This is a genomic window from Bacillus sp. NTK074B (assembly GCF_017303375.1).
GTDB lineage: Bacteria > Bacillota > Bacilli > Bacillales > Bacillaceae_B > Rossellomorea.
The window spans coordinates 81,570-93,420 of the sequence record NZ_JAFKOH010000006.1; the positions used below are offsets into that span (position 1 = coordinate 81,570).

An 11,851-nucleotide genomic window follows, 5' to 3' on the forward strand; every position below is an offset into this window, starting at 1 on the left:
ACCGAATGAGAGGAGTTTGTTCATGAAAGCAGTAAAGTACATGATCATCGCCGTGTTGATGTTCTCACTGGCACTTCCTTTTACGGGGAAAGCTAAAGCGGCAGAGACAAGTGCTCCAAAGCACGAAATGCGTGCTGCGTGGATGGCAACCGTGGTGAATATTGATATGGCACCCGGAATGGATCAGCAGGAATTCACAGACTGGGTGAAGAGGACCCTGGATGAGTTAAAACAATTAAACTTCAATACGGTAATCTATCAAGTCAAGCCGACCGCTGACGCCTTGTATCCCTCTGAACTCGCTCCGTGGTCCCAGTACATTACCGGGGACAAGCAGGGCACCGACCCGGGGTATGACCCACTGGCCATCATGTTGAGCGAATCCCATAAGCGCGGAATCGAAGTACACGCCTGGGTGAATCCTTACCGCATCACGATGCCCAATCAAACCATCGAATCACTGGCAGACAATAATGTTGCCAAGCTCCATCCCGAATGGGTGCTGAAGTATGGTAAACAGTATTATCTGAACCCCGGCATTCCCGAAGTGCAACAATACCTCATTGATACAGTAAAAGAACTGGTAAGCAACTACGACATAGAAGCGGTTCATATGGATGATTATTTCTATCCTTATAAAATTGCAGGAGAAAGCTTCCCAGATCAAGATACATACGAGAAATATGGCAGTGCCTTCGACAATATCGACGATTGGAGACGCAACAACGTCGATGAACTGGTAGCAGATATCAACACTGAAATCAAAGAAATCAAAGACTATGTCCAATTCGGGATTTCCCCTTTTGGCGTATGGAGAAACATTGCCGATGATCCTACAGGAAGTGCAACTCAGGCCGGACAAACGAATTTCGACGACCTGTATGCCGACACCCGTCAGTGGATCAAGGATGGCAGCATCGACTATATCACCCCCCAAATCTATTGGTCTAGGAAACTCGCTGTCGCCAACTACTCTGTCCTCCTTGATTGGTGGAGCCGGGAAGTGACGGAGTATTCTTATGAGCACCCGGTCAATCTGTACATCGGGATGGCCGATTATAAGGTAGGGGACAATTTTGATCAGGAATGGTTCAATCCTTACGAGCTGCCGGAGCAAATCATGGACAACCGTGATAACGGAACGGCTCTCGGACAGATGCATTTCTCCCTCAGACAAGTTTTCGAGAACCCTCTTGGGTACGCTGATATTTTACGCAATGACGTATACACAGAAAAAGCACTGACACCTGCAACACCTTGGAACAATGATGACCTTCCGAAGAAACCGAACACGGTAAAAGCGGATAAGCAGGAAGAAGGTATCACCTTGACCATCGATGATAAGAAGCATTCAGATGCAAGAAAATATGTCATCTACCGCTTTGACGGCGTGAAAGAAGGAGATTACGAGAATCCGGCGAATATCATTGATGTCGTGTATCCCCAGGATGACCTGACAATCTATGAAGATACTACTGCTAATAAAGATGGAATGTACACGTATGGTGTGACGTCCGTATCTCCGACAGGGGTAGAAAGTAAGGATGCAAAAACAGTCAGAGTCCGCTAATCATGAAAGGAGCGCTTCCCCCATCAGGGTGAAGCGCTCCTTATTATTTCAACTGCATTTCCTTTATCTTTTGTCTGATATGATCCGGCCACCATGCCCCGCATTCATCAGACACCACACAGGCAGCACACTTTTCCAGATCGTACACCATCATACCCTGAATGGGCGGAGAGTAGAGATGGAGGGTCACCAGGTCATCCCCACCCCCCTTCCTCATTTTGTGAACACCTTTCTTCGGTGCAAAAAAGAAAGAACCTTCCTTATATTCCCGGTCAAATATTTCCCGTGGAAGCTGATTATCCTTCACTTCAAAGATTGTATTGACCGACCTCCCGTTTATGACCTGGATCCAACCCTTCGAGTCCCCGTGATCATGCGGGGCACATTCAATATCGGACCAATTCATCACGAGAAGCTCGACTGCTTCATTTTGATAAAGGAGTTTTCGAAAATATGGCTTTCCTTCTGGAGACTTCAAGTACGGTTGTAACTCCTCAAGAGTTAAATGAAGAGACTTCAAGACTTCTTTCATTTCATTCGTTGAAGGATCGGTCAATCCATCCAATCGATTCTTTAACCGTTCCTTTAAGGTCACAGCGGATCCCCCCTGTTGTTATCGTTTCCTCCACAGAAACCGATGGAGTATAGAAATCATCTGGCCATTAACAATGACAACTCCTATTATAATTATGACTCCACCCATTATGCTTATGAATACAATTTTCTCATGCAGAAGAATGATCGCCGCAATAAGAGTCATGACAGGCTCCAAATAGAGAAACATCGACACCTTGGACGCATCCAATACCTCCAATGATTTGGCCCAGTACCAGTACGCGATACCTGAAACAAATACACCGAGGAATATCAAGTGGGCCCACTCCACATTTGATAAAAGGGAAATGCTTTCCCAGCCGCGGTTACGGATGAGGAACGGGATAGTCAAACTGAAACCGAGGAGACTCATATAAAAAGTAATGACGAGGGATGGAAGCTCGATCCGAAGTTTCTTCAGGAGCACCGAGTAGACGGCCCAGTTCAATGTACTGAGAATCATCAGGATATACCCTATGTTAACCGCAAATCCGATAGACTGCCCGCTCCTCGCTGTCGTCACCATCAGCACACCTGTAATCGCGATGATCATCCCCACGGCTTTAGGGAGAGTCATTTTCTCATGTAAAAACATCATGGAAAGGATGACGGTGAACACAGGAGAAAATGAAATCATCCACCCAGCCGAGGAAGCGTCGATGGTCAGAAGGGCCGTCGCCTGGATGACCTGATGAATGAAGACACCGAGCACACCAAGTATAATCAAGTGAGGGAGATACTTCATGGGGATGGTGAGCCTATCTCCTTTTACTAATAGGAGCATGAGCAGAAACAGGGCTCCGATTGCAAACCGCAGAACGAGGAGTGTATAGGGATCAAGTGTATCCAGCACCGCTTTGGTCGACACGAAGGAGATCCCCCAGAAACTGATGGACATCGTGGCATATAAAGAGGCGGCAGCCTTCGTTTTTATTGGAATCATGGACGGGGCATCCTTTCTTTCTGAACTCGTATTCTCTCTAACAAGGTATGCTCGTCCAGGTGAAAGATGTGCAGGGGTTTGAATTGTGTTGGAAATAAGTTGGTTGGTTTTGGAAATATGGTTAGTCGTTTCGGGAATATAGTATCTTTTCCGGTACGGGCATGCACCTATCGCTTAGGGAAGATTTGGTTAAGCACTCGAACTGACAAATAGACGGAGAAATTCCGTTTATTTTAATATTTTCATTTAAATTAACTGAAATAGACGGAAAGATTCCGCCTATTCACTCAAAATGCCCAAAAATGGTTGACTTTTCTTTTGATAAGCGGAAAAACTCCGCCAATTTGCCTCCCAAACAAGTGGTATTCTGATTGTAACCGGAAAATCTCCGCTTATCATTGCTGGTTTTTCTATAAAGAACATGACGTCTTAAGATGAAGATGAATCATACCACCAGTGTTTACATATGGGTTTTTGTTTTCCTAAAAAAAAGAAACCCGCCAACTGAGGCGAGTTCTACTTTTACAAATCCTATAATGATTGGGGCTACTATTCGGCACATATTTTTAATATTGGCACCTCATTTAAATTCCCACTATGGAGCTTCTTCGCTTTATTTATGAGCCACTCGCTCACCAAACTGAGGCAGATACTCTTTATGAACCTCAAGCATTTCATCCAACAGCTGTTTCGCTTTCACGTCACTCGTCACCAGTGGATGGATCGTCATGGCAAGCAATGCTTTCTCATACGATCCAGTTACGGCGGCTTCTGAAGCCACCCGTTCAAAGGATTTGATCTGGTGGACAAGCCCACTGACGGAAACGGGCAACTCTCCGACGGTTATCGGCTTCGGTCCCTCTTTCGTCACGATACAGTTCACTTCCACGGCAGATTCCTGAGGCAGATCACTGATAGCCCCGTCATTGCGTACGTTCAGTGTCTGGATATCCCCGCAGTCGTTATAGATGGACGATATGAGGTTACATGCAGCGTCGCTGTAATAAGCTCCTCCCCGCTCTTCAAGCTGCGGAGGCTTAACGGTTAAGCTTTCATCCTGGTACAAATCGAACAGCTCATTCTCCAATTGCTGAACGACTTCCCCACGGGTTGTACCCGTCTTGAATTCTTCTAGCTGTTTTTCCAAAATATCGTTCGTCTTATAGAAGTATCGGTGATAGGGACAAGGAATGACTCCGAGACTCCTGATGAATTCAGGCTCCCACGGAAGGGGCGCAATATTCCTCATGCTGACCTGCCTATCTGGATCACTCATGATATCCAATACTTCCCCTAATACAGATTCTCCGTCCACGAGAACGTCCAACCCATAGACCATATGATTGAGTCCGGCAAATTGGATATGCAGGCGTTCAACCTCGACACCAAGAAGTTTTGCCAGAGTCATCCTCGTATTGATGGGAAGATTGCAAACACCGACAACCTTTGGATGCGATCCATAACGAAGCAACGCTTCTGTCACCATGCCTGCAGGGTTCGTGAAATTGATCAGCCAGGCATCCGGGCACAGTTCCTGCATTTCTTCTGATATTTCCAATAGGACAGGAATCGTTCTCATTCCTTTAAAGAGTCCCCCAGCCCCATTCGTTTCCTGACCGATCATGCCGTATTTGATCGGCAGACGCTCGTCCAAAATCCGGGCTTTCAGTTGTCCGACCCTCATCTGGGTGGTGACAAAGTCTGCACCTCTCAATGCTTCTTTCCGGTCCAGGGTAAGATGGATCTCCATCTGTACACCTGAACTTTCCACCATCCTCTTCGCTAAGTTCCCAACGATATTCAGCTTCTCTCTTCCGGCTTCAATGTCCACGAGCCACAGCTCACGAACCGGCAGTTCATCATACCGCTTGATCAATCCCTCTACAAACTCGGGAGTATAGCTTGAACCCCCGCCGATCGTCACGACCTTGATTCCTTGTTCCATTGTATATGCCCCCTGTTATCTGGCCACAAAAGCCAGTATGAAACTGATGATGAAACTGACCACAACGGCTAATAATATCCGCTTCCTTTTAACAGATGCATCTTCGACCGGACCTTCAATCTTCAATAAAGTAAACGAGAGTCCGATTGAAGCTGAAATACCTGTTGCCAAAAATACACTCCATTCCTTTGCAAGACCCGTGCTCATCAAGGGCTTTGAAAGTAATAAGAGGCCAATAGATACAGAGATTAATAATACAAACACACTTCTAAAACCGATTCTCTTTGGCACAACGCTTTCTGTCATTTCCATCACTCCTGACCTAGTAAAGAAGTGGGAATCCTAGGACCCCCACTTCTGTTTTCTTAGTATAGTAGATTGCTAGGTTGGCCTGAACGAGCCGCCTCCGCTTTTCTTTGTCCAGCTCCGGCGGCTTGAGGCTCGAGGTCATAAGGCAATCCCACCAAAAAGGCAAAGGACGCCTTTCCGGCGGGCTTGCCTTATGCTTGTCGCCTCAGTGTGAGCCGCCTCCGCTTTTCTTTGTCCAGCTCCGGCGGCTTGAGGCTCGAGGCTTTTCTACGCTGCTTGTTGATCGCTTTCTTCCATTTTCATCATCTTCTTATCGTACATTTTGAAGAATGGGAAGTAGATGGCGAATGAGATTCCGATGTTGATGAGAACCATCACAATCGCTCTCCAGTCACCGCCTGTTGCAAGATACGCTCCGATCGGGGCCGGAAGTGTCCAAGGAGGCATGATATACGTAGGTGAAACAAGCCCTACTGATGTTGCAATATATGCAAGAGTACCTGTGATCAATGGAATCGTAACGAATGGGATGATCAGAATCGGATTCAATACAATTGGAGCACCAAAGATGATCGGCTCATTGATATTGAAGATTCCCGGTACGATACTAGTTCTCCCAAGCGCTTTCAAATACTTGGAACGTGAGAAGAATACCATGGCAAGAACCAATCCAAGGGTTGCACCAGATCCACCGATCCAGATGAACCATTGGTAGAATGTTTCCGGTGCGATATGCGGGATCGCCTGACCGTTTGCAACGGCATCTGCATTTTTCACAAGAAATACTTCCCATAATGGACGGGCAACGGTTCCTACTACGGATACCCCATGGATACCAAATGACCAGAAGAATGTAATTAAGAATACCGGTACCAACACACCGAAAATACTATCTCCTGCTGTCACCAATGGAGCAACCGCTACACCCACTAAATGGTGAAGATCCACTCCCCCTAAAACAGTAATCGATGAAACGAGTAAAATAACAATCGCTACAGGAATAAGTGCTTCAAAGCTTCGTGAAACCGATGCCGGAACCTGTTCTGGCATTTTAATCGTGATGTTCTTCGTTTTACAAAATCTGAGGATTTCGACGGCAAGGATCGAGACGACCATGGCAACGAATAATCCGTGACCACCGAGATTGGTCATTGGCAGGACCCATCCCTCTCCGTCCATGACTTTCGGTGTAATCGTCAATAGAAGTGCCGCTACTGAAATCTGTGCGCCGGATAACGGGTCCAGATTATAGCTTTTCGAGAGGTTGTACCCGATCCCGAAAGCTATATAGAGCGACATGATAAACATGGTAAGCCTGTATGGAATCAGAATCTCGACGATGTTGTCGGCGGCCCATTGCTTAATGTCACCGAACATACCGGCATCCGGCAGTGGCGGGAACGCTAAAATCAGGAAGAATGAACCGACGATAATAAATGGCAGTGCTGAAATAACCCCATCCCGGATTGCTTGCAAATGCCTTTGTTCTGAGAGTCTGGCCATCGGACCTGACAAATTGTTCTCCAGAAAGTTCACAAACTTTTGCATGTTACTACCCCCTTGTTTCCTATTAAATTAGTTTGCCAATTCCTTTACTGTTTTCAGTAAAGTCGGTCCACCAAGTGGCGTGTAAGCCTGCGGCGGTATCGGCCCGCATGGAACGTCTGCCTCATCGGCGGCTTTCTTCACTTGATCAAAACGGTGTCTGATCTGAGGTGCTACCATACAAACATCCCATCCCTTTGAGATCTCCTCGGATACTTCCCCCGTTCCGATGGCGTGTACTTCCATTTCAATCCCCTCTTTGGTTCCCTCTGTCTTCAGAGCCTTGACGACGATGGCACTCGACATACCTCCAGAGCATACGAATAACACTTTCATCTTTATTCCTCCTCCTCTTTCATTCGTTGTACCACTTCATGTGTATGAATAATTTGTTCGTAAACACCATGTCCTTTTTTCATGCATACTGCCACGAATAAAGCATCAATCACGACGAGTTGAGCAATTCTTGCCGTCATGGTCCCGATTCGGATATTGTGTTCTTCCTCGGAGATCGTAAGTACGATATCAGCGAGCTTTCTTGCCGGTGATTTTCCGTGTTGCGTCAGAAGGACGATGGTGGCCCCTTTTTCCTGTGCCACGTTCATCAGTTTCAAGATTTCCTTCGTCTGACCTGAGGTGGACACCACGAATAGAACATCTCTCTCGGTAAGGTTTGCAGCCATCATCATCTGTACGTGGATATCACTTGCCTGAAATGCCAAATAATTCAGCCTTAACAGCTTTTGCGTGAAATCTTCCGCTACCACAGCGGATCCGCCAACCCCGTAAAGGTAGACTCTTTCTGCTTGATGAAACGCGTTTACAGCACGCTCCAGTTCTTCGATGGAAAAGAGTCTTTCCGTGTTCTTGATCGCTTGATGGGTATTGACCAACACTTTGTTGAAGACGGTATCAAGATTATCTTCAAAATGAAGAAGGGTATTGATGTCATGACTTTGGGTTTCTTGAATGTTCGTGCTTTTGGCAAGTTCGATTTTCAAACCGCTGAAGCTGTTGATCCCGATTCGTTTGCAGAACCGTATGATGGCCGCTTCACTGCTGCCGCATGATTGTGAAAGTTGCTTCGTCGTCATTTCCATCACTTTCTCGGGAAACTCCAGCACGTATTGAGCAACCGCTATTTCAGATGGTGTATAGCTTTCCATCTGACTTTTGATGTGTTTTAAAACCTGGAATTCTGTCATGGTCACCTCCAAAAAAATGATTGTCTTGAAAAGGCTTTCAGTTTAATATGATTATATGCGATAATGAAATTAAATTTCAATATTATTTTAAAATATTTAAATTTTTATTTTACTATTTTTGTGTAGAAAAAAGTTCTAAATTGGGATAGGGAGGAATAGACAATGGCAGAAGTTCGCAACGTAGAGATGGAGATTTTTGACATTATATCGAATGGTGGAAATGCAAAGAGTACGGCTTATGAAGCCCTTGCAAAAGCACATGAAGGAAAGTTCAATGAGGCCGAAGAGATGGTGAAAACCGCCCATGAAGAACTGAATAAAGCGCATAAGACACAAACAAGCCTGATCCAGGCAGAAATCAACGGGGAAGAATTTGATAAATCCCTTCTCATGATCCATGCACAGGACCACTTGATGACCTCAATCAGTGAAATTTCATTAATAGAGCAGATGATCCCGATGTTGAAAAGAATCCATACCCTTGAAAGCAAATCGAATTAAGGAGGCATCACGATGAGTAAAAAACTTGGCATTTCAATCTATCCAAACCATTCTACCACAATAAAGGATAAGGAATATTTGGCACTGGCTGCTTCTTATGGATTTAAGCGTGTGTTTACCTGTTTATTATCCGTTGAAGGCGACAAAGATGGAATCATTTTGAACTTCAAAGAAACGATCAAATATGCCCGGGAGAAGAACATGGAAGTCGTTGCCGATATCAGTCCACGTATTTTCAAAGAGCTCGGTATCTCTTATGATGACCTATCCTTCTTTTCCGATCTCGGTGCTAACGGTATCCGCCTTGATTTGGGATATACAGGTCACGAAGAATCAATGATGTCCTACAACCCATATGATTTGAAAATTGAGCTCAATATGAGTAACGCCACGAAATACATCGACAATATCATGACCTACCAACCAAATAAGGATCAGCTACTGGGCTGCCATAATTTTTATCCTCACCGATATTCAGGTTTATCTTATCCGTTTTTTATCGAATGCAGCCAAAAATTCAAAGACTTTGGAATGAGGACGGCAGCATTCGTCTCTTCTTCTGATGCGACATTCGGTCCGTGGCCGGTCACAGAAGGTCTTCCCACATTAGAAATGCACCGTACCCTTCCGATCGATGTCCAGGCAAAACATCTTTTTGCCACCGGGTTGATTGATGACGTCATCATCAGTAATGCTTATGCATCTGAACATGAAATGCAGCTCCTTAGCACACTGAATACTTCCAAGCTTACATTTACGGTCGAAACCTACGAAACGACTACCGAATTAGAGAAGACAATCATTTTTGAAGAACCCCATTTTTACCGGGGGGATGTATCCGATTATATGATCCGTTCTACTCAAAGCAGGGTCAAATATAGAGGAAGCGAATTTGCCCCTCATAACACGAGAGACATTAAACGAGGGGACATCATCATTGAAAACGATCTGTACGCCCAATATGCGGGAGAACTTCAGATCGCCCTACAGGATATGGAGAACTCAGGGAAAACAAACGTAGTGGGACGGATCCGTGAAGAAGAAATCTTCCTATTGGATTACTTGAAGCCTTGGAGCAAATTTGCCTTTCAGGCAGGGAAGGTTTCTATAAATGACTAGAGTGATAGGCATCGATGCAGGAGGCACGAAGGTTCAGGGGCTTGTTCTGGATATGCAGAAGAATATCCTTTTCCAAAGCTTATCTGGTCACGGTAACCCGTCTGTTTCATATGAGGAAGCGTTGAGAAATCTCTCATCCGTCGTTCAACAATGCCTGGATCAGACCCGCGTTTCTCATATTGTGATCGGGATGGCGGGAGGGGGATCGGGAAATCTCTCCCAAAGGATCCAATCGGAACTGGAGAAAATGACTTCTTTACCTATCGTTCTATTAAATGATGCCACTCTTGCTTACTTCAGTTTGATCGGAAATCGGAATGGTGTCATGACGATTGCCGGAACGGGATCGATTAGTTACGGAAGGAACGGAAACAGGTCCGGAACGAGCGGTGGATGGGGTCACTTACTCGGGGATGAAGGAAGTGCTTATCATATTTCACTGCTCGCCTGTAAGCAGATTGCCGTTGAACGGGATTACGGCACTTCTCTCTCTCCCCTCTCCCGTAGCCTGATGAATGAAATTGGCGCGAGTGATGACAGGGGATTGAAAGGTTTTATCTATTCTTCATCCAAGGGAGACATTGCCCAGCTTGCGAAAGTGATCCATAAAGAAGCATTAGCTGGTGATGAAAGAGCTCTTGACTTATTAAAGTCAGCGGGTAAACAGCTTGCCGCACAGACAATGGCTCTAATTGAGAATCTACAGATTGAAAAGAATCCTGTCATTGCTTTAAAAGGCAGTGTCCTTGAGAGAAATCAGGTTGTGCAATCTACATTTAAAGAAACGATTGCAGAAAGCTTTATCGAACCGACATTTATGATGAATTCCTCATCTCCCGCTACAGGTGCAGTGGATATTGTCGAGGCCATTCGGGAAGGAAAGATGACAAATGAGTAAGCGCTTAGCAGTCGGACTCATGTCCGGTACGTCCGTTGACGGAGTGGATGCAGCCCTTGTATCCATTGAAGGAGCGGGTACGGGGACAGTGGTGGAGCTTGTCCATTATTCAACCGCTCCGTTCCCTCCTCAGGTGAAAAAGAAAATATTTGATGTGATGAGTCCCTCAGATTCTTCCACCCCTCTTCTATCAAGCCTTCATTTTGAACTTGGTGAAATATATGCCGATGCCGTGATGAAGGTTTGTGAGGGAGCCGATATTTCTGTAGCAAAGCTCAGCTTCATCGGTTCCCATGGCCAAACGGTCTATCATCAGCCGTTTCATACAGAGGATTCGGTCGCTTCCACCCTTCAAATTGGAGAACCGAGCGTCATCGCCTATCGTACCAACACACAGGTCGTATCCAACTTCCGTTCCATGGACATGGCTGCAGGCGGTGAAGGTGCCCCACTCGTCCCCTATACCGAATTCCTTCTATACAGGAATAAGGATAAAGGCAGACTTCTCCAGAATATCGGCGGTATCGGAAATGTGACGGTCCTCCCGGAGAATTGCTCCCTGAAAGACGTGTTTGCCTTTGATACCGGACCAGGAAATATGGTGATCGATGGACTTTGCGAGAAGCTATTCGGGCTATCTTTTGACGAGGGTGGAGCGATTGCCGCGAGAGGCACCATCCATAAAGATGCAGCAACGAATTGGATGGGATGGGAAGAGGAATTTTTCAAGAAAGCCCCGCCTAAATCGACAGGCCGGGAATTGTTTGGTGAGGTGTTCGTGAACCGGATCCTTCACGAATATGGACACCTTGCGAAAGAAGATCTGATTGCGACGGCCACTTACTTTACGGCTCTTACGATTACCCATGCCTATAAGACATTCGTCTTCCCTGAACAGCCCATCAAAGAGGTGATCATCGGCGGAGGCGGTAGTTATAACGGGACGCTTTTTTGCATGATACGTGAACTCCTCCATGAAGTGAAGATCATCATTCAAGAAGATATCGGCTTTTCCTCCGACGCCAAGGAAGCGATTGCCTTCGCCATATTGGCAAACGAAACCCTCCACGGAAATCCCGGCAATGTCCCTGGAGCAACAGGAGCGAGTAAACCAGTCATCCTGGGGTCCATCACTCCCCGCCCTGTTTTCACAACATAATATCCTTCTGGAGGGACGGACCTTAACCCAGGCACCGTCTCTCTTCTCATCCAGAAACAGATG

General features: G+C 46.0%; 12 protein-coding genes. 5 read left to right on the top strand and 7 right to left on the bottom strand.

Annotated elements, in window-relative coordinates; translation table 11 throughout:
- Positions 1 to 22: 22 nt before the first annotated feature.
- Positions 23 to 1,570 (top strand): glycoside hydrolase family 10 protein, encoded by a 1,548-nt coding sequence (locus JI667_RS11610; protein ID WP_206853496.1) that lies wholly within the window; start codon positions 23 to 25, stop codon positions 1,568 to 1,570.
- Positions 1,571 to 1,613: 43 nt separating this feature from the next.
- Here JI667_RS11610 and JI667_RS11615 read toward each other — a convergent pair whose 3' ends face one another.
- From JI667_RS11615 to JI667_RS11645, 7 genes are all read right to left on the bottom strand, one after another.
- Positions 1,614 to 2,165, bottom strand: coding sequence for a cysteine dioxygenase (locus JI667_RS11615; protein WP_206853498.1), 552 nt, complete (start codon positions 2,163 to 2,165; stop codon positions 1,614 to 1,616).
- Positions 2,166 to 2,183: 18 nt separating this feature from the next.
- Complete coding sequence (locus tag JI667_RS11620) at positions 2,184 to 3,107, bottom strand: DMT family transporter (RefSeq protein WP_206853501.1); 924 nt, start codon at positions 3,105 to 3,107, stop codon at positions 2,184 to 2,186.
- A 613-nt stretch (positions 3,108 to 3,720) separates the two neighbouring features.
- Complete coding sequence (locus JI667_RS11625) at positions 3,721 to 5,052, bottom strand: 6-phospho-beta-glucosidase (protein WP_206853504.1); 1,332 nt, start codon at positions 5,050 to 5,052, stop codon at positions 3,721 to 3,723.
- Between the two features lie 15 nt (positions 5,053 to 5,067).
- On the bottom strand, positions 5,068 to 5,358 hold the full coding sequence (locus JI667_RS11630) for a hypothetical protein (protein ID WP_206853507.1): 291 nt from the start codon (positions 5,356 to 5,358) through the stop codon (positions 5,068 to 5,070).
- A 270-nt stretch (positions 5,359 to 5,628) separates the two neighbouring features.
- A complete protein-coding gene (locus JI667_RS11635; RefSeq protein ID WP_206853520.1) occupies positions 5,629 to 6,909 on the bottom strand; it encodes a PTS sugar transporter subunit IIC in 1,281 nt (426 codons plus the stop codon).
- 27 nt (positions 6,910 to 6,936) lie between these two features.
- On the bottom strand, positions 6,937 to 7,242 hold the full coding sequence (locus JI667_RS11640; protein ID WP_206853534.1) for a PTS sugar transporter subunit IIB: 306 nt from the start codon (positions 7,240 to 7,242) through the stop codon (positions 6,937 to 6,939).
- A 2-nt stretch (positions 7,243 to 7,244) separates the two neighbouring features.
- Positions 7,245 to 8,111, bottom strand: coding sequence for a MurR/RpiR family transcriptional regulator (locus tag JI667_RS11645; protein ID WP_206853536.1), 867 nt, complete (start codon positions 8,109 to 8,111; stop codon positions 7,245 to 7,247).
- Between the two features lie 162 nt (positions 8,112 to 8,273).
- Here JI667_RS11645 and JI667_RS11650 point away from each other — a divergent pair, with 162 nt between their 5' ends.
- Genes JI667_RS11650 through anmK form a run of 4 tightly spaced genes read left to right on the top strand, consistent with a single transcriptional unit; the run spans position 8,274 to position 11,788 of the window.
- A complete protein-coding gene (locus JI667_RS11650; RefSeq protein ID WP_206853538.1) occupies positions 8,274 to 8,612 on the top strand; it encodes a PTS lactose/cellobiose transporter subunit IIA in 339 nt (112 codons plus the stop codon).
- 12 nt (positions 8,613 to 8,624) lie between these two features.
- Complete coding sequence (locus JI667_RS11655) at positions 8,625 to 9,731, top strand: DUF871 domain-containing protein (protein ID WP_206853541.1); 1,107 nt, start codon at positions 8,625 to 8,627, stop codon at positions 9,729 to 9,731.
- The gene (locus JI667_RS11660; protein ID WP_206853544.1) at positions 9,724 to 10,629 is read left to right on the top strand and encodes a BadF/BadG/BcrA/BcrD ATPase family protein; all 906 of its coding nucleotides are present in this window, start codon (positions 9,724 to 9,726) and stop codon (positions 10,627 to 10,629) included. The genes JI667_RS11655 and JI667_RS11660 overlap by 8 nt, the downstream gene beginning before the upstream one ends.
- A complete protein-coding gene (gene anmK / locus JI667_RS11665; RefSeq protein ID WP_206853546.1) occupies positions 10,622 to 11,788 on the top strand; it encodes an anhydro-N-acetylmuramic acid kinase AnmK in 1,167 nt (388 codons plus the stop codon). The genes JI667_RS11660 and anmK overlap by 8 nt, the downstream gene beginning before the upstream one ends.
- The last annotated feature ends 63 nt before the right edge of the window (positions 11,789 to 11,851 follow it).

Excerpts from the sequence above, each read along its gene's own strand:
- JI667_RS11610 (WP_206853496.1), top strand. The coding sequence starts at position 23 with ATGAAAGCAGTAAAGTACATGATCATCGCCGTGTTGATGTTCTCACTG.
- JI667_RS11630 (WP_206853507.1), bottom strand. The coding sequence starts at position 5,358 with ATGACAGAAAGCGTTGTGCCAAAGAGAATCGGTTTTAGAAGTGTGTTT.
- JI667_RS11650 (WP_206853538.1), top strand. The coding sequence starts at position 8,274 with ATGGCAGAAGTTCGCAACGTAGAGATGGAGATTTTTGACATTATATCG.
- JI667_RS11660 (WP_206853544.1), top strand. The coding sequence starts at position 9,724 with ATGACTAGAGTGATAGGCATCGATGCAGGAGGCACGAAGGTTCAGGGG.
- JI667_RS11635 (WP_206853520.1), bottom strand. The coding sequence starts at position 6,909 with ATGCAAAAGTTTGTGAACTTTCTGGAGAACAATTTGTCAGGTCCGATG.
- JI667_RS11655 (WP_206853541.1), top strand. The coding sequence starts at position 8,625 with ATGAGTAAAAAACTTGGCATTTCAATCTATCCAAACCATTCTACCACA.
- JI667_RS11625 (WP_206853504.1), bottom strand. The coding sequence starts at position 5,052 with ATGGAACAAGGAATCAAGGTCGTGACGATCGGCGGGGGTTCAAGCTAT.
- JI667_RS11620 (WP_206853501.1), bottom strand. The coding sequence starts at position 3,107 with ATGATTCCAATAAAAACGAAGGCTGCCGCCTCTTTATATGCCACGATG.
- JI667_RS11640 (WP_206853534.1), bottom strand. The coding sequence starts at position 7,242 with ATGAAAGTGTTATTCGTATGCTCTGGAGGTATGTCGAGTGCCATCGTC.
- anmK (WP_206853546.1), top strand. The coding sequence starts at position 10,622 with ATGAGTAAGCGCTTAGCAGTCGGACTCATGTCCGGTACGTCCGTTGAC.
- JI667_RS11645 (WP_206853536.1), bottom strand. The coding sequence starts at position 8,111 with ATGACAGAATTCCAGGTTTTAAAACACATCAAAAGTCAGATGGAAAGC.